General features: G+C 55.5%; 22 protein-coding genes. All 22 read left to right on the top strand.

From position 1 onward, the window contains the following. Positions 1-101: 101 nt before the first annotated feature. The 22 genes from EDC90_RS07875 (at position 102) to EDC90_RS07765 (ending at position 21,265) form a co-directional block, all read left to right on the top strand. Positions 102-1,214 (top strand): phage portal protein, encoded by a 1,113-nt coding sequence (locus EDC90_RS07875; RefSeq protein WP_245510983.1) that lies wholly within the window; start codon positions 102-104, stop codon positions 1,212-1,214. Positions 1,215-1,264: 50 nt separating this feature from the next. Continuing rightward, positions 1,265-1,957, top strand: a complete 693-nt coding sequence (locus EDC90_RS07870; RefSeq protein WP_132310255.1) for an HK97 family phage prohead protease — start codon at positions 1,265-1,267, stop codon at positions 1,955-1,957. A gap of 42 nt (positions 1,958-1,999) precedes the next feature. Then, positions 2,000-3,250, top strand: coding sequence for a phage major capsid protein (locus EDC90_RS07865; protein WP_132310253.1), 1,251 nt, complete (start codon positions 2,000-2,002; stop codon positions 3,248-3,250). An 86-nt stretch (positions 3,251-3,336) separates the two neighbouring features. Beyond that, complete coding sequence (locus EDC90_RS07860; protein ID WP_132310251.1) at positions 3,337-3,903, top strand: head-tail connector protein; 567 nt, start codon at positions 3,337-3,339, stop codon at positions 3,901-3,903. Continuing rightward, positions 3,903-4,238 carry a phage head closure protein gene (locus EDC90_RS07855; RefSeq protein WP_132310249.1) on the top strand — a complete coding sequence of 112 codons (336 nt, stop codon included), beginning with the start codon at positions 3,903-3,905 and terminating at the stop codon, positions 4,236-4,238. Before EDC90_RS07860 ends, EDC90_RS07855 begins: the two co-directional genes overlap by 1 nt. Further along, on the top strand, positions 4,235-4,642 hold the full coding sequence (locus tag EDC90_RS07850; protein ID WP_245510981.1) for a DUF3168 domain-containing protein: 408 nt from the start codon (positions 4,235-4,237) through the stop codon (positions 4,640-4,642). Before EDC90_RS07855 ends, EDC90_RS07850 begins: the two co-directional genes overlap by 4 nt. Positions 4,643-4,698: 56 nt before the next feature. After that, positions 4,699-5,109 (top strand): phage major tail protein, TP901-1 family, encoded by a 411-nt coding sequence (locus tag EDC90_RS07845; protein ID WP_132310247.1) that lies wholly within the window; start codon positions 4,699-4,701, stop codon positions 5,107-5,109. After that, entirely contained in the window at positions 5,106-5,486 is a 381-nt protein-coding gene (locus EDC90_RS07840; RefSeq protein ID WP_132310245.1) for a gene transfer agent family protein, read from the top strand. Before EDC90_RS07845 ends, EDC90_RS07840 begins: the two co-directional genes overlap by 4 nt. A 32-nt stretch (positions 5,487-5,518) precedes the next feature. Then, positions 5,519-5,725 carry a rcc01693 family protein gene (locus EDC90_RS07835; RefSeq protein ID WP_281015398.1) on the top strand — a complete coding sequence of 69 codons (207 nt, stop codon included), beginning with the start codon at positions 5,519-5,521 and terminating at the stop codon, positions 5,723-5,725. Beyond that, positions 5,715-6,296 (top strand): phage tail tape measure protein, encoded by a 582-nt coding sequence (locus tag EDC90_RS07830; protein WP_132310241.1) that lies wholly within the window; start codon positions 5,715-5,717, stop codon positions 6,294-6,296. Before EDC90_RS07835 ends, EDC90_RS07830 begins: the two co-directional genes overlap by 11 nt. Before the next feature lie 9 nt (positions 6,297-6,305). Further along, complete coding sequence (locus EDC90_RS07825; RefSeq protein ID WP_132310239.1) at positions 6,306-6,947, top strand: DUF2460 domain-containing protein; 642 nt, start codon at positions 6,306-6,308, stop codon at positions 6,945-6,947. Then, entirely contained in the window at positions 6,944-7,834 is an 891-nt protein-coding gene (locus EDC90_RS07820) for a DUF2163 domain-containing protein (RefSeq protein ID WP_132310237.1), read from the top strand. Before EDC90_RS07825 ends, EDC90_RS07820 begins: the two co-directional genes overlap by 4 nt. Beyond that, positions 7,831-8,268 (top strand): NlpC/P60 family protein, encoded by a 438-nt coding sequence (locus EDC90_RS07815; protein WP_132310235.1) that lies wholly within the window; start codon positions 7,831-7,833, stop codon positions 8,266-8,268. Before EDC90_RS07820 ends, EDC90_RS07815 begins: the two co-directional genes overlap by 4 nt. Positions 8,269-8,285: 17 nt before the next feature. Further along, a complete protein-coding gene (locus EDC90_RS07810) occupies positions 8,286-12,131 on the top strand; it encodes a baseplate multidomain protein megatron (RefSeq protein ID WP_132310233.1) in 3,846 nt (1,281 codons plus the stop codon). A 25-nt stretch (positions 12,132-12,156) separates the two neighbouring features. Then, positions 12,157-12,366 (top strand): hypothetical protein, encoded by a 210-nt coding sequence (locus EDC90_RS07805; protein ID WP_132310231.1) that lies wholly within the window; start codon positions 12,157-12,159, stop codon positions 12,364-12,366. Positions 12,367-12,839: 473 nt separating this feature from the next. Beyond that, positions 12,840-13,502, top strand: coding sequence for a response regulator transcription factor (locus tag EDC90_RS07795; protein WP_132310227.1), 663 nt, complete (start codon positions 12,840-12,842; stop codon positions 13,500-13,502). After that, positions 13,499-14,896, top strand: a complete 1,398-nt coding sequence (locus EDC90_RS07790) for a sensor histidine kinase (RefSeq protein WP_132310225.1) — start codon at positions 13,499-13,501, stop codon at positions 14,894-14,896. Before EDC90_RS07795 ends, EDC90_RS07790 begins: the two co-directional genes overlap by 4 nt. Positions 14,897-15,535: 639 nt before the next feature. Continuing rightward, positions 15,536-16,717: a c-type cytochrome biogenesis protein CcmI gene (ccmI, locus tag EDC90_RS07785; RefSeq protein ID WP_165972778.1), complete on the top strand. Its 1,182-nt coding sequence runs from the start codon at positions 15,536-15,538 to the stop codon at positions 16,715-16,717. Further along, positions 16,714-17,166 carry a cytochrome c maturation protein CcmE gene (gene ccmE, locus EDC90_RS07780; RefSeq protein ID WP_132310221.1) on the top strand — a complete coding sequence of 151 codons (453 nt, stop codon included), beginning with the start codon at positions 16,714-16,716 and terminating at the stop codon, positions 17,164-17,166. Before ccmI ends, ccmE begins: the two co-directional genes overlap by 4 nt. Then, complete coding sequence (locus EDC90_RS07775; protein WP_132310219.1) at positions 17,163-19,157, top strand: heme lyase CcmF/NrfE family subunit; 1,995 nt, start codon at positions 17,163-17,165, stop codon at positions 19,155-19,157. Before ccmE ends, EDC90_RS07775 begins: the two co-directional genes overlap by 4 nt. Next, a complete protein-coding gene (locus EDC90_RS07770; protein ID WP_132310217.1) occupies positions 19,154-19,618 on the top strand; it encodes a cytochrome c-type biogenesis protein in 465 nt (154 codons plus the stop codon). The genes EDC90_RS07775 and EDC90_RS07770 overlap by 4 nt, the downstream gene beginning before the upstream one ends. A 108-nt stretch (positions 19,619-19,726) precedes the next feature. Next, positions 19,727-21,265, top strand: a complete 1,539-nt coding sequence (locus tag EDC90_RS07765; protein WP_132310215.1) for a Do family serine endopeptidase — start codon at positions 19,727-19,729, stop codon at positions 21,263-21,265. The last annotated feature ends 35 nt before the right edge of the window (positions 21,266-21,300 follow it).

The following is a 21,300-nucleotide window of genomic DNA, read 5'->3' as shown; positions in this document are numbered from 1 at the left end:
GCCACACAGACCCTTGCCCAAGCAGACCAACCAAACTACCAATCACGACACCGCAGACTCTCGAATTGAACGAGGGACGCAAGGGGGGCAGGTCAGAACCAATAAGTGCGCCCGGAAAAAAGGCGGCCAATCTGGTATCGGCGCTTGCTGTCACGGGCGAAGCGCGCTGGAGTGGACGTTCATATGGCGCGCTTGCACGCGAGGGCTTTATGCGCAACCCGGTCGCGCACCGCGCCGTGCGTCTGATTGCAGAGGCCGCCGCAAGCATTCCCTGGCTGCTCTATGAAAGTGAAACCGCGATCAGCGAACATCCTATGCTCGTGCTGTTCAGAAAGCCCAATGCGCGGATGAGCGGAACCGATTTCCTAGAAAGTCTTTTCGGGCATCTTCTCCTGTCCGGCAATGCCTATATCGAGCCGGTTATCCTGAATGATGCTTTGCGTGAGTTACACCTTTTGAGGCCGGATCGTGTGCGGATCATCGAAGGGCGCGACGGCTGGCCGGAGGCTTATGAATATCGTGTTGGCAAGCAGGCCACGCGTTTTGCTGCAGATGGTGAAGGGCTTTCGATCCTGCATTTGCGGCTGTTCCACCCGCTGGATGATCATTCAGGATTTTCTCCGCTTTGTGCCGCACAAATGGCGCTGGACCTTCATAATGCAGCATCGGTCTGGAACAAGGCCTTGCTGGATAACTCTGCCCGCCCATCCGGGGCACTGGTCTATCAACCGCGCGATGGCGGCAACCTGACCGAAGAGCAGTATGAGCGACTGAAGCAGGAGCTGGAAGAGGGCTATACAGGCCCGGTTCGCGCTGGCCGTCCGCTGCTTCTTGAAGGCGGGCTCGACTGGAAGTCGATGGGACTTTCGCCGCGGGAGATGGACTTTACCGAGGCGCGAAACGGTTCAGCCCGGGATATCGCACTTGCCATTGGCGTGCCGCCAATGATGCTCGGCATTCCCGGAGACAATACCTATTCCAATTATCAGGAAGCCAATCGTGCCTTCTACCGCCTGACTGTGTTGCCGCTGATAGCCCGCACTGCCGCTTCGCTGACGGCATGGCTTGCTCCGGCCTATGGCGACGGGCTGACGCTGAAACCCGATCTCGATCAGGTCAGCGCACTTTCCGGTGAGCGGGATGCGCTTTGGAGCAGGGGTGCCGCCGCCGACTTCCTCTCTGATGCCGAAAAGCGTGAAGCCGTTGGATACTGAACGGACGCGATGAGGCCAGGTGTTTTCAAGACAACCATGACGGAGTGACCATGAGATATGGTGATAGCCGCAGCATGCCACGTGCGGAGAAGAAATATGCGGATCTGGCACTGACGGAAATTTCCGGTGACGGCAGTTTTTCCGGTTATGCCAGTTTGTTCGGCGAGGTCGATCTTAGCAAGGACATGATTGAACGCGGGGCGTTTTCAAAGTCGCTGAAGACGCGTGGCGCAAAAGGCGTGCGGATGCTGTTTCAGCACGATCCTTCTGAGCCGATTGGCCACTGGACCAAGATCCGTGAGGATGCCCGCGGACTTTATGTTGAAGGCGTCCTGTCCGAAGACGTGGCGCGGGCCAGAGAGGTTCATGCGCTCATGAGGTCCGGCGCGCTGGATGGACTGTCCATCGGCTTTCAGACCGTGCGCGCCAAGAACGACCCGAAATCCGGTGTGCGCCGCGTGTTGGAGGCCGATCTGTGGGAAATTTCTGTCGTGACCTTTCCGATGCTGCCTTCCGCACGCATCGCACAGGTGAAAGCGGCGGACGGTAACTTCCCGACAATTCGGGAATTCGAGCGATGGCTGACGCGGGATGCCGGCCTGAGCCGAAAGGCAGCGCGCCGGTTTTTGACTGGCGGCTATGACGCGCTCGTCAGCCGGCGGGATGCCACTGACGACGATGATAAGCAGGATGCACAGCTGCTCGGACTTTTGCGCCGGGCCAATCGGCTGCTGGCATCCTGAAAAGTGATACCCGAAACACAGGTAGCTATGAAAGAGGTTACTATGGTGAGAGCGATTTCTTTGCAGACGGCGCCGGAGATCAAATCCACGCCGGACACGATCCATCAGGCATTTGAGGACTTCATGTCAGGCTTCGAGGCCTTCAAGGATGCCAATGACCGTCGCCTTGACGAGCTGGAGAGCAAAATGGGTGAGGATGTCGTCACCCGCGAAAAGGTTGAGCGGATCAATCGGGCGATGGATGCTCAGTCCCGTTTGATAGACGAGATGCATCTGAAGAAAGCCCGACCTCAGTTGGGGCGGGGCATGAGCCTTGCTGCCAGCGAACACAAGATGGCCTTTGAAAACTACATTCGCCGCGGCGATGAGCAGGGCCTGCGCGCACTGGAAGAAAAGGCGATCTCAGGTGCAAGCGACGGTGATGGCGGCTATCTGGTGCCGGATGAAACCGACACGGAGATCGGACGCCGCCTGACAGCTATTTCGCCGATCCGCGCGCTTGCGACGGTTCGACAGGTTTCTGGCGCGGTGTTGAAGAAACCCTTCGTTGCATCCGGATTTGAAGCGGGCTGGGTTGGTGAAACCGCGACGCGGCCAGAAACCACAGCCCCGGAAATTTCTGAGCTGACCTTCCCGACAATGGAGCTTTACGCCATGCCGGCGGCCAGCGCCTCGCTGCTGGAGGATGCTGCGGTGGATGTTGAGAGCTGGATTGCCAGCGAAATCGATACCGCTTTTGCCGAGCAGGAAGGGGCTGCCTTCATCAATGGCAATACGGCTGCCACGCCGAAGGGAATTTTAAGCTACCCGACGGTTTCTGATGCGGCCTGGGAATGGGGGAAGCTTGGCTATATCGCCACCGGCGTTGACGCTGGCTTTGCCGCTGCTGCCCCTTCCGACGTGCTGATCGACACGATTTACGCATTGAAAGCCGGGCATCGGCAGAATGCGCATTTTCTGATGAACCGTAAAACGCAGGGTATCATCCGCAAATTCAAGGATGACGATGGTAACTATCTCTGGCAGCCTCCGGCTGGTGTCGGGCAGAAAGCCTCGCTGATGGGCTTTCCCGTTGCCGAGGCAGAAGACATGCCGGATGTGGCAAGCGACGCCATGTCGGTTGCCTTTGGTGATTTTGCGGCGGGCTATCTGGTTGTTGACCGCACCGGTGTCAGGGTTTTGCGCGATCCTTATTCTGCCAAACCCTACGTCTTGTTCTACACCACCAAGCGTGTTGGCGGTGGGGTGCAGAATTTCGAGGCCGTCAAGCTGATCAAGTTTGGCGAGAGCTGAGCGTAGAGACTTTACATCGACGTTTTCAAGAGCTCACCCCGGTGCATTGCGCCGGGGTTTTTGATTTGGCCGGAGGGGTTAAAAACATGACCTATGCGCAAATAACGCCGCCTTCCCAAGAGCCTGTTTCGCTGGAGGATGCAAAAGCCTTCATGCGGTTTGAAGGCACAGACGAAGATGATCTGATCACAGGATTAATCGCCACGGCGCGCCACTACCTCGAAACTGTGACGGGTGTTTCGCTGGTCACACAAAACTGGCGGCTATATCGTGACGGCTGGCCCCAAAGCGGGTTGATTGCACTGGCGCATGGCCCCGTTCGTTCGGTTGATACCGTGCGGGTTTTCAGTCGTGACGGCACTGCTTCGGAAGTCGATCTTTCTGCAGCCCGGCTGGATGGCGAAGCCCGACCGGCACGGTTTTATCTTCGGGAAATCATAAGCCGGGCAACTGGTTTCAATGGCATCGAAGTTGACTTTACCGCTGGCTACGGTGACGCGAGCGATGTCCCCGCCGCGGCAAGACAGGCAATTCTGCGCCACGTAACCCATATGTTTGTGTTTCGGGGTGCTATCGGTCCGAACCAGCAGCCGGCCGGTGTACCTGACGGTTATGAGCGGCTGATCGCACCATTGAAAACCTGGAGGCTGTGATGGCGGTTCAACCACTTGATCCTGGCGCATTCAGCAGCCGTCTGGACCTTCAGCGATCAGTTGCGACAGAAGACGGGCAGGGTGGCATCACGCGGTCATGGCATTCCATAACCAGCCTTTGGGCTGCCGTCCGGCCAATGACGGTTGCCGTGACTGAAGAGGCAGGCGGTGAGGTTTTCCGGTCCACACATGAGATCTGGCTCTACCGCCGCGAAGACCTTGAAAGTGGCCTTCGGTTTCGCTTTGGCGCACGCACCTTCAAGCTCAACAGCTGGCGCGACCCAGATGAAACAAAGCGATATACCGTCTGCCGCTGTGAGGAGGTTGGGGTATGATCTCAGCACAAAATGCTTTGCTATCGGCAATTTACACGCGGCTTGCCAGTGACGGTGACCTAACGGGTCTGATCGGCGCGAATGGAATATCTGACCGGCTTTTACCGCGTCCGAAACTCCCCGGCATTACCTTTGGCGAATGTACCAGCAGGGACTACTCCACCGATGCGACGTCTGGCGCGGAGCATCTTCTGACCATCGAAATCTGGTCAGACGCTCAGGGACGCAAAAAGCTGAATGTAATCGCCGAGCGGGTGCGCATGCTGCTGCACGATGCTCAACTGGAGCCTGAGGACACGGTGCTGGTCAACCTTCAGCACCGCTCTACCCGGATCCGGCGCGTGGTGAAGACCGGATATTTTCGGGCGGAAGCGCTGTTTCGAGCCGTCACCGAATGCAGCTGACACAGCCAAGTCTTTTAACACGCGCCTTGTGAATGCGCACAATAACGGAGTGTTCCATGACTGCCCAGAAAGGCAAGGACATGCTCGTAAAGCTGCACAATGGCAGCATTTACGAAACCGTGGCTGGACTGCGGGCCAAGCAACTGGCTTTCAACGAAGAAAGCGTGGATATCACCGATTCCGAAAGTTCCGGGCGCTGGCGCGAGCTTTTAGGCGGTGCCGGTGTTCGACGTTGCGGACTGACCGGTTCCGGCTTGTTCAAAGATCAGGCATCGGACGAGACCGTCCGTTCTGCTTTCTTTGCCGGTTCGCTGATCGAGGCACAGATTATCATCCCCGATTTCGGTTCACTGACAGGACCATTCCTGATGACTGCGCTGGAATATTCCGGCCAGCATAACGGTGAAGTGACGTTTGATCTGACACTGGAATCGGCCGGTGCAATCAGCTTTGGAGCGGTATCATGATGGAGTATTCAAGCGGACGGCGGGCCAACCGCCATCGAGGCGAGGTGGAGGCGGTGTTCGATGGTGAACGCCGCATTCTTTGTCTGACGCTGGGCGCTCTTGCCGAGCTGGAAACAGCTTTCGGGGCGGAAGGGCTCGTCGATCTCGGGCGGCGGCTTTCCTCCGGCAAACTCAAGGCGCGTGATCTCGTGATCATTGTGGCTGCAGGTCTTCGCGGCGGAGGCAATATTTTTGAGGATGATGAGGTTGCTGGCATGTGTCTCGATGGCGGAGTGGCAGGGTATGCCCGGCTCGTATCCGATCTTCTGAAGGTAACGTTTAACGGAGGGGATACGGTTTCCGCTGAAGAGGCGAAGTCTGTGCCGGACCCTTCCTAGCCGCAGCGGCAAACGCTCGCCCCACCGAAATCGTGCCGTTTCCCTGGTGCGCGGTTTTGCATACGGGGCTTTGCCAGCTGCGGCTTTCACCACTCCAGTTCTGGGCCCTGTCGCCGATCGAATTTGCGGCGATGGCCGGACACCTGGCACCTGCAACGACCTATCCGAACCGGCAGATGCTGAGCGAACTGATGAAGCGCTTTCCAGATGAAAGCAGGAGGTCTGACAATGGCGTCTGATGAATTTGATTTTTATGAGGTCACCGAGGGGGCATCCGCACTCTACGATGTTCTGAGCGACCTGGAGGCGCAGTCTGATAAATTTGCTGCATCCTTGACCGGTGCCATGAAAGACGCTGCGCTTAGCGGGAAAAGTCTGCAGAACGTTCTGAATGATCTGGGTAGGCGTCTCAGCGAAATTGCCCTCAATGCAGCACTCAATCCTTTGGAAAAAGCGATCTCGGGGCAAATCAGTGCGTTTTCTGAGCAGATGATCAGTGTCTTTGCGCATTCCAAAGGTGGAGTGCCGGGCAGGGTCACGCCCTTTGCTTCTGGAGGTGTGGTTTCAAGTCCGACCTATTTTCCAATGTCTGGCGGTCTTGGTCTGATGGGAGAGGCGGGCAGTGAAGCTATCTTGCCGCTAAAGCGGGGTGCAGACGGCAGACTGGGCGTTGCCGCATCCGGCGCTGGCGGCGGGCCTCAGATTGTCTTCAATGTCAACGCGCAAGATGTCGCGAGCTTTCAGCGCAGCGAAGGTCAGATCACCGCAATGCTTGCGCGGGCGGTGCGTTCAGGCCAGCGCAATATTTAGGAGAACTCCATGCCTCAGAGTTTCCACGAAGTCCGGTTTCCGCTGCGCCTTTCGCTTTCAACCAGCGGTGGACCGATGCGGCGGACGGACATCGTCAATCTTTCGAACGGGCGGGAGAGCAGGAACCAGCGCTGGCGTGACTCGCGCCGATCCTATGACGCGGGGTCGGCGGTACGGTCGCTCAGTGATCTTTATGAGCTGGTGTCGTTTTTTGAGGCGCGCAGCGGTCAGCTCTACGGTTTCAGATTTCGTGATCCCGTTGACTACAAGTCATGTGGCCCGCTTCAACAGCCCGGTGCTGCCGATCAGTGGATCGGTGTTGGGGATGGTGAAACCGGAAGCTTTCAGCTCATCAAAACCTATGGGGACGGTGCCGCTGCAAAGTCGCGAAAAATCGAAAAGCCTGTTGCGGACACTGTGAAAGTCACTGTCGATGCGGCGGTTATTCCGCCCTCATCCTACTCGGTCGATGAAACCACCGGCCTTGTGACCTTTCAGTCCGGAAACGTCCCGGCCTCCGGCGCGGAAATTTTTGCCGGTTATGAATTCGATGTGCCCGTTCGCTTCGATATCGATCAGATCAACATCAATATGTCTGCCTTCAATGCCGGGCATGTACCAAATGTGCCGCTGATGGAGATCCGGCCATGAGAACACTTTCACCAGGGCTAAAAACGCATCTTCAGGCCGATGCGACAACGCTTTGTTACTGCTGGCGGCTCATCCGGAAGGATGGGCATGTGCTCGGATTTACCGAGCATGACTGCGATCTTGGTTTCGCCGGAACAACATTCCTCGCGGCAAGCGGCTTTGCTGCTTCTGAAACCGTTCATGAGGAAGGATTTTCTGCCGTCAGCAATCAGGTTGCCGGAGGGTTTTCCAGCGCGGCTATTGATGAGGCTGAACTGGCAGCCGGTTCCTATGATGGTGCAAAGGTCGAAGTTTATCTCGTCAACTGGGCACGCCCAGAGGATCATCAGAGGCTCGACATTTATGAAATCGGCGAGGTGAGCCGTCAGGCGGGAGCATTCAAGGCCGAACTTCGGTCTGTCACGCATCGGTTATCACAGCCGCAGGGGCGCAGTTTCTCAAGGCGATGTGACGCGGAGCTGGGAGACAGTCGCTGTGGGGTTGATGTCGCGCATTCCGGTCTTCAGATGACGGGAGCGATCGCAGATGTTGACACTGAAACGCGACTGGTGGTCTCCGGTGGTGCGGTCTTTCCGAACGGCTTCTTCTCCTTCGGCGTTCTGGTCTTCGAAAGCGGTCAACTGGCCGGGCAGAAAGCGGATATCGAGGTCAACAAAACCGTTGGCGGGGCTATGCAGGTCGACCTGTGGCTTCCACTTGAAAGGGTTCCTGAAACTGGTGATGCAGTGCGCCTTGTCGCGGGATGCGACAAGGCATTTTCCACCTGCCGAAACAAGTTTTCCAACCAGCTGAATTTCAGAGGTTTTCCGCATATGCCGGGTGCGGATTTTGCCTATTCCTATGTGGATGGCGAAAGCACACATGACGGGAGCGTGCTGTTTAAATGATAACGCTTCAGCAATGCGTGGTGGCGGAGGCTGAAAATTGGCTTGGCACGCCCTATCGTCATCAATCCAGCTCTTGTGGTGTTGGTTGCGACTGCCTTGGACTGGTGCGCGGAGTTTGGAAAGCCGTTTACGGCGCCGCACCTTCAGTGGATTATCCCTATGCCGCAGATTGGGCCGAGTTCGGCAGTGAAGATCGCCTTCAGCAGGCCGCCGAGCTTTATTGCGGGATGCCCGTGTCACAGGACTTTATGATCCCCGGTGATCTGCTGCTGTTTCGCTGGCGACCGCAGTTTCCGGCCAAACATATCGGGATCCTGTCCGGGCCGGAGCATTTCATTCACGCCTATGAAAAAGCAGGTGTCGTTCGTTCGGCACTGGTGCCCGGTTGGCGCCGGAAGATTTCAGCAGTGTACCGGTTTCCCGTCCAGATTTAAGCATTGAGGTTTGTAATATGGCAACGATTGTCTTTCAGGCAGCAGGGGCGGTAATTGGTAGCGCCCTCGGGCCATTCGGCGCTGTTGCCGGGCGTGCGCTCGGAGCGATGGCTGGCAGCTTTGTCGACAGTCGCCTTTTTGGCTCGGCCGGGGCTTCAGTGCAGGGACAGCATCTTGCAACCGCCCGTGTTGGCGGGGTTGAAGAGGGTGTTGGCATTCCGCGTGTCTATGGCACGTCCCGGATTGGCGGAACGCTGATCTGGGCAACCCGATTTGAAGAAGAAGTTACCGAAGAACGTGCTGGCGGCAAAGCTTCCGGAACAACGGCTTCGAGCTTTGCCTATTTCGGCAATTTTGCTTTCGGAATTTGTGAAGGCCCGGTGGCTGCAATCCGTCGTGTCTGGGCGGATGGCCGGGAGCTGGATCTGAGCCATGTCGGGATGCGGTTTTATCGCGGCGATGATGAACAACTTCCCGATCCATTGATCGAGGCAAAACAAGGCGAGGGAAACGCGCCAGCCTATCGCGGGCTTTGCTATGTTGTCTTCGAGCGATTGCCACTGGATAATTTTGGCAACCGCATTCCCGTGTTGCAGTTTGAGGTACTAAGACCAACCGGAAGGCTCGAAAAACAGGTCAAGGCGATTGCAATCATCCCCGGCGCAACAGAACACGGTCTTTGCCCGTATCAGGTCACTGAATCCATCGGGAATGGCGCTCAGAGGATCATCAATCGCAATACACTGACGCGGGAGACCGACTGGGAAGCCTCCATCGATGAATTGATGGCACTGTGTCCGAACCTTGAGCGTGTCGCGCTGGTTGTAAGCTGGTTTGGTACCGATCTGCGCGCCGGAGAGTGCCGTATTTTACCGGGCGTTGAAACGGCGGCGAGAAATGCCGAGAGCAGCCCCTGGCAAGTGAATGGCATTACGCGTGAGAATGCCCATGTTGTGTCTCTCCATGAGGGTGGCCCGGCTTATGGCGGCACACCGAATGATGCCGGCTTGATCGCCGCGATTGCCGACCTTAAGGCGAGAGGGCTTAAAGTCTTTCTTTATCCCTTTCTCATGATGGACGTGCCGGAGGGAAACGGCTTATCGGATCCATATGGTGCAAGCGAGCAGGCGGCCTATCCCTGGCGCGGCCGGATTACCTGCGATCCTGCACCGGGTTTGCCCGGCACAACAGACCGGACTGCAGCTGCGCGTGCCGAGGTTGAACGATTTGTCGGAACTGCACAGGCTGGGCAGTTTACGCAGATAGCAGGTGGAATAGATTTTGATGGTCCGGAAACCGGCTACCGCAGAATGGTACTTCACTATGCGCATCTTGCCGTTGCTGCAGGTGGACTTGATGGCTTCATCATCGGCTCTGAACTTAAGGGACTGACATCGATCCGCGATGAGAATGATGCCTTTCCCTTCGTGGAGGCGCTGACCGATCTGGCGCATGATGTCCGCAGGGTTCTGGGCCCTCATACTGCTCTGACTTATGGCGCAGACTGGAGTGAGTATTTCGGCTATCACCCGAGTGATGGAAGCGGCGATGTTTATTTCAACCTTGACCCTTTATGGGCGAGCGATGCGATTACGGCCGTTGGTATCGACAACTATATGCCTCTTTCGGACTGGAGAGATGAGGATCTTGGCGCCGGAAACCCTGATGGCTTTCGTATTTGCGATGATCCCGATGGACTGGAAAGCCAGATCGCAGGCGGAGAGGGCTATGAATGGTATTATGCCAGCGATGCTGACCGGGCGGCGCGCCAGCGCACGCCGATCACCGATGGATCTGCGGGGAAACCATGGGTTTATCGCTACAAGGATATCGAAAACTGGTGGGCCAATCCGCATTTCAATCGTGTTGCCGGTGTCGAAGTTGGCGCGCCAACCGCCTGGCTTCCGAAGCAGAAGCCAGTCTGGTTTACAGAACTCGGATGTCCGGCTGTTGATAAGGGTGCATGTCAGCCAAATGTGTTTGGTGATCCCAAATCATCGGAATCCGCATTTCCCTATTTCTCATCGAGACGGCGCGCCGACGCCGAGCAACGCCGCTTTTTGGAAACGCATCTGAACTGGTGGGAAAACGGAAAACCGCCGGAAGGCATGCTTGATCCGGGATACATTTTTCTGTGGTGCTGGGATATCCGGCCATATCCGGCATTTCCGCGGAATGCTGAACTCTGGAGCGATGGTCGTAACTGGCTTACCGGCCACTGGCTGAACGGCCGGCTGGGGGCCACAACACTGGCGGATACGGTTGCCACAATTCTCCGGGATCACAGGTTTTCCGATGGTGATACGACGCTTTTGACCGGTGATCTTTCCGGATATCTGCAGGCCGATATTGAAACAGCGCGAAACCTGCTGGAACCGCTTTTGTTGCTCTATTCTGCTGATTGTATCGAACGCGATGGGCGCCTTATGTTTCGTTCGCGGTTGAGCGCCAGCCTGCCACCACGCGAGATCAGCATCGTTGCCGACCTTGATGATAAAGCACTCTGGCAGGAAACCCGTCAGCATGACAGCGATCTGGCAGGCGAAACGATTGTTTCGTATCTTGATGCCGACCATGACTATGAACAGGCCAGCGCCCGCTCGGCACGGATTGTCTCGGTCAACGACCGGATCTTGCGATATGGTCTTCCGGCTTCTCTGCCGGAAACGCAGGCGATGCAGCTGGCCGGCACTCTTCTTAGGGAAAACCGTATCTCTGCGCGCGGGATCACCTTCGACCTGTCGCCACAGGTTAAAGATCTGGAGGTCGGAGATGTCATTCGCCTGTCCGATGGTCCGGGCGGTCGCTTCATGGTTACAAAACTGGAGGCGGGTAAAACTATAGCCGTCGAAGCGCGGTCATTTTCACCTCTAAGCGGCAATGCTGTGCTACGCAATGACCGGCTCATGTCAGGCGAGACCGCTGCCGATGGCTTCGCGCCGCGCGTAGTTCTCATGGATCTGCCGCATTACACAGAAGGCGATGCAAGCGATTTTGCCCGAATTGCTGTTTTCGCAAAACCATGGCGACGGCTGTTTGTTTTGTCGTCTGCAACGCTTGAAGGCTATGCCGCTGATCGGTTCATTGAGCGACCCGCTTCTACGTCTACTCTTGTCTCGGATCTGAGGCCGGGTGCGACAGGGCGTTTCGATTTCAGCGTGTGTCTGGAGATCGATCTCGATTTCGGTGGGTTGGAATCTGCGCCAAAAGCTTCAGTGCTGGCGGGTGTCAACCGGATTGCCGTTGAAGCCAATAGTGGCGTCTTCGAGATCATAGGATTTCTCAACGCTACGGAGATTGCGCGTGGACGGTGGAGACTGGAAGGCCTGCTGCGCGGGCTTGCCGGGACAGAAGATGCGATGAATGCGCATGCATCGGCTGGCAGTCGCGCCGTCATTCTCAACGATGCTGTTGTCTCCATAGGCCTTAATCCGCGACATGCCGGACTGAGCCGGAACTATATCGTGACGACATCATACGGTGATATGGCGTCGGATGCGCCTTATGCATTTTCCGGCGGATTACGTGCGCAAACGCCCTTGGCGCCCGTCCATTTTCGGGCGAACCGTTCCGAAAACGGGGATGTTGCCTTCACATGGATCCGCCGAAGCCGGATTGATGCTGATGACTGGTCAGCCAGAGATATTCCGCTGGACGAAGATCGGGAACGCTACCGGATTGAAATTTTTAACGGCAATACGCCAATCCGGCAGCTCGAAACGGGCGAACCGAACTATCTCTATTCATCCGAACAACAGCAGGCTGATTTCGGCAGCCTGCCTGACGTGCTCTCGGTGAAGCTTTACCAGCTTGGCCGAAAGGTGCCGCTCGGCATTCCACAGAGCCGGCAATTTTTCCTCTGAAACTGACGCGACATGGAGATCCTTTATGGACGGTTCAAAGAAATGGTACTTTTCCAAAACAGTATGGGGCGCGCTGATCGCCGTTGCGGCTCCACTTTTGCAACTGGGCGGTGTTGAGCTTGACCCTTCCAGCCAGGGGCAGTTTGCTGAACTTCTGGTCGCCCTGACCGGTGCTGTCGGGGGGCTTCTGGCGCTTTTCGGGCGTGTTTCGGCGCGTTCGAGATTGTCTCGTTAGCTCCACAAGACGAAGTGGTCATGGGCTTCGGCTGGCCTGTGACCACAGTTTGTAGTCCAAGAAAAGCAATCTGTTCTCAGTTTACTTGTTTCGGCTATTCATCTTGCGTTAAGTCGGGTTCACCTAAAAATGCGCTAATAAAACGTCGATATACCGAGAGTGATTCCTATGAAATCCAGTCACAATGCGATCATCAGCTGCCTTCTTGCCGGTCTTTTGCTTTCGGCGACTGTTGTGATGGCAGATGCCGCAGATTGTGCAAACGCTGCTCGCCGGGTTGTCTCCAGCACCGGCGGCGAACTTCTTTCCGCCGTGCCTTCATCTGACGGAACGATGTGCACTGTGACTGTGATTGTAATGTCAAACGACGGAAAACCGCCCCGCAAGATAACCCGGCAGGTTCCTGCAAATTGAGCTAAGCTGCGATAAACTGCTTTTTTCTGGCCGATGAGAATGGAAGTGACGGAAGCCGAATGCGTATTCTGCTCATTGAAGATGACACCAACCTGAACAGGCAACTGGCGCAGATGCTCGCCGAAGCCGGTTATGTTGTCGATTGTGCCTATGATGGCGAAGAAGGGCATTTTCTGGGTGAAACAGAGCCTTACGATGCCGTCATTCTTGATCTCGGATTGCCCAGTCTCGATGGCGTTACTGTTCTGGAACGCTGGCGGGCGGCGGGGCGCAATATGCCCGTGCTCATTCTGACTGCGCGAGACAGATGGAGTGACAAGGTTGCAGGTATCGATGCCGGTGCTGACGATTATGTCTCGAAGCCGTTTCATATCGAAGAAGTGCTGGCGCGCATCCGTGCTCTGATCCGCCGTGCCGCCGGGCATGCATCCGCGCGGTTGCATTGCGGTCCGATCGAACTGGACGTCAAGGCATCCCGTGCGAGCATTGAGGGGCAGCTTTTGCGGCTGACCTCCCACGAATATCGCCTGCTGTCCTATCTGATGCATCATCAGGGTGAGGTGATTTCCCGCACTGAACTGACAGAACATCTTTACGATCAGGATTTTGATAGGGACTCCAATACGATAGAAGTTTTTGTTGGACGTCTTCGCAAAAAGATTGGCGCGGAGTGGATCGAAACGGTGCGCGGTCTTGGGTACCGTATGCAGGCCCCCGAATGAGACCCGCAAACTCGCTGACTTTCCGGTCGCTTGTGCTGACCACCGGCTGGTTTGTGATAGCGATTGTTGTCATCGCGGTTGTTATCTCGACGCTCTACCGAAATGCGGCAGAGCGTAGCTTCCGTAAACTGCTGGAAGCGGAAACATTCAATGTTGTGAACTCCGTTTCCGTGGATGAAAACGGAAAACTGCAAGGCTCGCCGCAGCTTGGCAACCTCAACTATCAGAAGCCCGGACAAGGTTGGTACTGGACAGTTGAGCCGCTCTATAATGGACCAAAAGACAAATTGACATCGCCGTCGCTCGGTGGCGCAATTCTGGATAAGAAGGACACGCAGAGCGTTCCTCTAGGAAAGGACTTCCGGCGGACTTACGTTATCAAAGACTATAACGGGAACGACCTTTCAGTGCTTGAGACCGTTGTATCCATGGATGAGAAAGATCGTCGGATTCTCATCAAGGTGACGGGCAATCGTCAGGCGATCAGAGATGAGGTTCGCTGGTTTTCCCGGCGTCTTTATGCCGCCTTGGCCCTCTTCGGTATTGCCAGCGTTCTCGTCAATGGCATTGTCATTCTATGGGCCCTTCACCCTCTTGATCTCGCGCGCCGCGCTCTCAGACAGATCTCTGAAAATGGTGAGGGTGAGATGCGTGGCACTTTTCCCGATGAAATCCAGCCGCTGGCCGATGAGATTAACGGTCTTCTTGCCAACAATCGCGCCATCATCGAACGTGCCCGCATGCAGGTTGGCAACCTGGCGCATTCTCTGAAAACACCTATTGCAGTTCTGCTGAATGAAGCACAGAGCCTGAATGATAGTGGCGGCAAGCTGATTGCTTCTCAGATCGCTTTGATGCAGGCGCAGGTGCAGGCATATCTAAACCGTGCCCGGATTGCTGCGCAAACCCAGTCTGTTCTGACACGTTGTGAAATTGACCCAACTTTGGAACGCCTTGTCAGGGTTATGCGTCGATTAAACCCTGAAACCCGGTTTGATGTGAAAATTGCGCCTGGCCTCATCGTAGCAACGGAGCAGCAGGACCTCGAAGAAGTCGTCGGCAACCTGCTCGAAAATGCTGCACGTTTTGCGCGCTCCAAAGTCAGGCTCACCGCCTGCAGGGTTGATGCTGACGATCTGGATGGTGACTGGATTGAGATCACGGTGGAAGACGATGGTCCGGGCCTTTCCCCCGACGAAATCAACCGCGCGATGAAGCGTGGTCAGCGTCTGGACGAAAGTGCATCCGGCTCGGGTTTGGGATTGTCCATTGTTGATGATATTGTGCAGGCTTACGGCGGTACATTTTCGCTCAAGGGTATGAAAGGCGAGGGCCTTCTTGCGCGTCTTCAACTGCCCGCGAAAGGCAAGGCTAAAAAAGGCCCAACTATGTAAAAGTGCCCAATCTTGCCATAAACTGGTTTTAGGCCGAAACAATTCGGAGCGGGTAGCAGCAGTGAAGCCGAGTTGGTCTTGTAGTGCGGATGTTTACGTGGACCGGTGTTCAGGTGCGGTGTGTAAGTCCATGAGATGTTTTTCTGGTGAGAAAGCAGGTTTGAAAGTGAGACTTAGTCTATTATCGATCACGTGTGTGATTTTGCTCGCTGGATGTGCATCCACAGTAGTGACGACTGTGAATGCCCCTGTCGAGAATACTTCGCAAGTCGTGACGGATGCGCCAGCAGGTCTCATTCAAAGAACGGGTGTACCGCTTTCTCCCAATGATGTGGCTAAAGCTCTTCAGGCTGAGCAGTATGCGCTTTCCACCGCTCCAGCCGGTGAAGTTGTAAATTGGCAAGGGCGCGACGCACGCGGCAGCGTGACGGCTGCCAGTCCATATCAGGTCGGCGAACAAAATTGTCGGCAGTATACGCAACGTATAATTGTCAATGGTGTTGAAAGCGTAGCACGTGGCGCTGCGTGCAGGGACGCAAGCGGTCGTTGGGCATTGCTTACCTGATGGCGTTGATTTGATTGTGCGGAATTTTGCGCAGAAACAGATCAATGAACCGTTTGTGTGTTGGAAAAATCGACATGGTCGCTTACGACAGCAAAATGGGTTTTGTTGTTTTAGCCATCATTGTCACGTTCGCGGTATCTTTTGCCGTGATTCTTCCGCTTGTTCTGCGCACACGAGATGTTTCTGAACAGCCGGAAGCACGCGGTGGCGACGTTTATCGCGATCAGCTAAGGGAGCTTGAGCGTGACAGGTCTGATGGACGAATTGATGATGCATCTTTTCAGGCTGCCCGTGCAGAGATCGCGCGTCGTCTGATTGCTTCAGAAAAGGACCGTCCGCAATCGGCCGGAGGTCTTTTGCGAGATCCTGCAGATCAGCATTTGAACACTGTCCGGGCACGATGGCTGACTGCGGGAACGATCGTTCTGGTTTTTATTGTCGCCGGAATCGCCTATCCGCTCATCGGATCACCTTTAGCGCGCGATCAACCGCTTTCTCAGCGTATTGATTCCGACAATCCTGATCTGCCGGTTCTTATTTCGCGTGTCGAACGTCATCTTGCGGAAAATCCGGACGATGGACGTGGATGGCAGCTGCTGGCACCGATCTATGCACGTCAGATGCGTCTTGAAGCAGCACGGAATGCCTATGTAAACGCACTCAGAATCCTCGGTCCGGATGCGGACCTGCTTGTTGGTCTGGGAGAGGTGATTGTCACCGAATCATCGGGTATTGTCACCGACGAAGCGCTTGAGGTTTTCCGGCGTGCTGATGCATTGGATCCACCTGATCCGCGAGCCGCGTACTATATCGCATTGGCAGCCGAGCAGTCCGGTCAATATGCAGAAGCGCTGGAGCGTTTCAAAGCGCTGCGTGCGCAGGCTCCCGTTGATGCGCCCTGGATTGAGACGGTCAATCTGCATATCGAACGAAATCAGGCCCGTCTCGTTGAAGACGGGCGGCCTGCCACAGGCCCGGATGCCGAGGCAGTTGAAAATGCTCAGTCCCTTTCACAGTCAGAACGCGACGATATGATCAGGGGTATGGTTGACGGCTTAGCAGCCCGACTCGCAGAAAACCCCAATGACCTGGAAGGCTGGATGCAGCTTATCCGCTCTTATGCCGTGCTTGGGCAAGAGCAGAAAGCGAACGATGCTCTGGAGGAGGCCATGCAGGTGTTCCAAAACGATAGTGAAGCGATTTCACGCCTGTCCGGCTTCGCCGGTCAGCTCGGTATCTCCGGGGAGCAGCCATGAGCCGTAAACAAAAACGACTGACCGTAATTGCTGGCGGTGTGGGATTTATTGCAGTTGCTGTGCTGCTTGTGATGTTCGCGTTGAGCAGGACGGTTTCCTATTTCTATATGCCATCCGATCTGGTGACAAAGCCTGTTGAACCGCAAACCCGTATCCGGCTCGGTGGTCTCGTGGAAAACGGTTCGGTCATTCGTGGAAATGGTACGGAAGTGCAATTTGCTGTGACAGATGGCAATGGAAGCGTTGAAGTGCGGTACGCTGGAATATTGCCGGATCTGTTTCGCGAGGGGCAGGGTGTGGTAACCGAAGGACGATTTGAAACAGATGGCGGACCTTTTATTGCCGACAGCGTTCTGGCGAAACACGATGAGAATTATATGCCGAAAGAGGTTGCTGACCGGCTCAAGGAAGAAGGCGTCTGGGAAGACACGGGGGGTAAGCAGCCGTGATTGTTGAGCTGGGGCTTTTAGCGCTTTTACTGGCTTTGGCGACTGCTGCGGTAACGGCCATAGTCCCGTTCATCGGAGCAAAACGTGAAAGCAGACCGCTGATGGCTGTCGGCGTCAGCGGAACACTGGTTTTGTTCGGCCTCGTTGCATTTTCTTTTGCTGCCTTGACCAGAAGTTACATTGTTTCAGACTTTTCAGTGCGCAACGTCTGGGCCAATTCTCACTCACTGATGCCGTTGATCTACAAGTTTTCAGGTGTCTGGGGCAATCATGAGGGATCGATGATGCTCTGGCTGCTGATCCTGACCCTGTTCAGTGCGCTTGTTGCAGCGTTTGGCAAGAACCTTCCTGCCGAACTGAGGGCTAATGTGTTGTCGGTTCAGGCTCTCATAGCGACGGCGTTTCTGCTTTTCATTCTGTTGACTTCCAACCCGTTTGAGCGGCTTTTTCCTGCTCCGGGGGAAGGGCGTGACCTCAATCCGATTTTACAGGATGTCGGACTGGCAGTTCATCCGCCCCTGCTTTATCTCGGCTATGTCGGATTTTCTGTCTGTTTCTCATTTGCGGTTGCCGCGCTGATAAGCGGTAAAATCGATGCGGCTTGGGCGCGTTGGGTTCGCCCGTGGACCCTGCTTGCATGGGCTTTTTTAACCGCCGGGATTACGATGGGGTCGTACTGGGCCTATTACGAGCTCGGCTGGGGCGGCTGGTGGTTCTGGGATCCTGTTGAGAATGCTTCCTTCATGCCGTGGTTGGCAGGAACCGCCTTGCTGCATTCAGCACTGGTTATGGAAAAGCGCGAAGCTTTGAAGATCTGGACCATTTTGTTGTCGATCCTCACCTTCTCACTGTCATTGCTTGGAACGTTCCTCGTACGGTCTGGCGTTCTGACATCTGTTCACGCATTCGCCACCGACCCAACCCGTGGCGTATTCATTCTCGCCATTCTCGCCTTGTTTATCGGTGGTTCGCTTGCGCTTTTTGCCTGGCGTGCTCCTCTCCTGAAGGCCGGTGGATTGTTCTCTCCGATTTCACGTGAAGGCGCGCTTGTCTTTAATAATCTGGTTTTAACAGTTGCGACCGGGACAGTCCTGGTTGGCACGCTCTACCCGCTGCTTCTGGAAACACTCACCGGAGACAAGATTTCCGTCGGAGCGCCGTTTTTTAATCTCACCTTCGGCGTTTTGATGATCCCACTTCTGCTTGCTGTTCCATTCGGGCCAATGCTTTCCTGGAAGCGCGGAGACCTGAAAGCGGCTTCTGAGCGGTTAATGATTGCGGCTTTTCTCGCGCTCGTTTGTGGTGGTGTTTTCGTCTACCTGCACTCTGGCGGACCGGTTCTTGCTGTCTTTGGTATCGCGCTGGGATTTTACCTTATTTTTGGTGCGCTCACGGACCTTCGCTTTCGCTCTGGTTTCGGGCGAGTTCCATTTTCCAAAGCCTGGCCGCGCCTGAAAGGTCTTCCTCGATCCGCCTTTGGCACAGCACTGGCGCATTTTGGAATGGGCGTATGTGTGCTGGGCGTTGTGGCCGTTTCACTCTACGAAACCGAAACTGTGCTTGAAATGACACCGGGAATGCAGGTGGAGGCTGGTGGGTATCAACTGACCTATGAGGGGCAGACATCGGTTCGTGGCGCCAATTATGTCGACGATCTCGGCACTTTCTCAGTCGCCCGAGATGGTGCGTCCGTGGGTGAAGTTGCTTCTGCAAAACGTGTTTATCTGGCCGATAATACGCCGACAACAGAAGCGGGCATCATGACCTTCGGTCTCAGCCAGCTCTATGTTTCGCTTGGCGATGAAAGTCAGTCCGGTGCTCAGATCGTACGTATCTGGTGGAAGCCTTTTATTCTCTGCATATGGCTTGGCGGCGTTTTTATGGCGGTTGGCGGCTTCGTCTCTCTGACCGATCGTCGCTTGCGAATTGGCGCGCCTGCGCGGAATAACAAGACCTCTCGTGTTCAGCGGGCCGCGGAGGCAGCTGGATGATAAGGCGTTTTGTCGCTGCCGGACTATTGGTTTTTCTGACCGCATTTTCAGCCTTCGCAGTGAATCCGGACGAGGTTCTGGATAACCCCGAACAGGAAGCGCGTGCCCGTGCGCTTTCAGCAGAACTGCGTTGTATGGTCTGCCAGAACCAGTCAATTGACGCATCGAATGCGGAACTTGCACGCGATCTGCGGCTGCTGGTCCGTGCGCGGATCAAGGCCGGTGATACTGATCGTGAAGTGCTCGATTATGTTGTTTCCCGATACGGCGAGTTCGTTCTTCTGAAGCCGAGGTTTGGTTCGAAAACGCTTCTCCTATGGGGGGCACCAATCCTTTTATTCTTACTGGCGGCTCTCGTCGTCTGGCGGTTTTTACGTTCCGCGCATGCACCGGACAGGCCGCTCAGCCGACAGGAAGAGGAAAAACTCAAGCATTTGTTATCAAAAAACGACGCGGATTAACAATCCGTCATCTTGCGGACAGTCTTCTGTAAGGTCAGTCAAACTATATTGCCTTTATCCGATTGAAAGCGACGATCTGAAATGGTCTTAAAGGAAAAGGTAAACCTGATGTTTGATCAGTCCGTTGGACAGAATAAGCTCAAGCCCGTTTTGAAAGCCTCTGCAGCTGTCGGCATGGCCGCCGTACTGTTTTCCGCTGGGGCCCCGCTCGCAGTGGCGCCTGCGTTCGCCGACCCGGTTCATGTTCAGGCGCCTGAAGTTCCCGGTTTTGCCGATGTCGTAGATGCCGTCTCGCCTGCTGTTGTCTCTGTTGTGGTCGAAAGTGACATGCAGCCAGTCGCGCAGAATGATCAGAACTTCGGATTTGGTTTCGGCGGACGAGGTTTTGACAATCTTCCTGATGATCATCCGCTGAAACGTTTCTTCAAGGATTTTGGTGCGCCTAATCCGCCTGCAAAACCGCCGGAAAGAAAGGGCCGTCCTCGTCCGATTGCACAGGGCTCAGGCTTTTTCGTGTCCAAAGATGGCTACCTTGTTACCAATAACCACGTGGTGAGCGAAGGAGACAAATTCTCCGTCGTCATGGATGATGGCTCCGAGCACGATGCCAAGCTGATCGGAACAGATCCGCGCACTGACCTTGCGGTTCTCAAGGTCGATGCCGACGAAGACTTTACCTATGTAAAGTTTGCTGATGACACCAATCTTCGTGTCGGTGACTGGGTCGTTGCTGTCGGTAACCCTTTTGGGCTGGGGGGAACCGTTACGGCGGGTATCGTCTCGGCTATGGGGCGGGATATCGCTTCTGGTCCTTATGATGACTACATCCAGATCGATGCGGCTGTTAACCACGGGAACTCCGGTGGCCCTGACTTTAACCTGAATGGTGAGGTTGTGGGTATTAACACTGCGATTTTCTCACCGTCCGGTGGCAATGTCGGTATTGCGTTTGCGATCCCGTCGCATCTGGCACAGGATATTGTCGCTGACCTCATTGATGATGGGCAGGTTCAGCGCGGCTGGCTTGGTGTTCGGATCCAGCCAGTGACGAAGGATATCGCCGAATCAATAGGCCTGGCCAAGGCTGAAGGCGCCTTGATTTCGGAGCCGACCGCTGACAGCCCCGGTGCCAAAGCCGGACTGCAGCAAGGCGATGTGATCACGGCTGTGAACGGTGAAGTGGTTGAAGATGCCCGCGCACTTTCCCGCAAGATTGGCATGATGGACCCGGGACAGGAAGTCGAGCTTTCAGTCTGGCGTGACGGGAAATCACAGACGATCAACGTGAAGTTGGGTGACTTCCCCAGCGAGGATGAACTTGCGGCTGCTGAAGGCAATGGTGGTGCTGCCGCCCAAAGCGCGCTGATGGAGCAGCTGGGCTTTGAGGTGCAGCCTGCAGACGATGGCAGAGGTGTTGTCATCACAGCTGTTGATCCAAATTCGGATGCTGCCGCCAAGGGCTTGAGCCAGGGGCAGAAGATCCTGAGTGTCAATAATAAAGATGTTTCTTCGGCCGATGATGTTCTTAATCAGGTGAAGGCTGCCGCTGAAAATGGTCGCTCACAGGCCCTTTTCCAAGTGGAAACCGAAAATGGCAATATGTTCACCGCTTTGCCGACGTCGAACGGTTCGGGAAGCGAAGAGTGATAATTTGAGAAGACAGACAAAGGCGCGCAATTGGC

This window comes from Martelella mediterranea (genome assembly GCF_004342225.1).
GTDB classification, from domain to species: Bacteria; Pseudomonadota; Alphaproteobacteria; order Rhizobiales; family Rhizobiaceae; genus Martelella; species Martelella mediterranea_B.
Note: the sequence above shows the minus strand (reverse complement) of the source record. Positions and strands in the feature narration are given on the sequence as shown.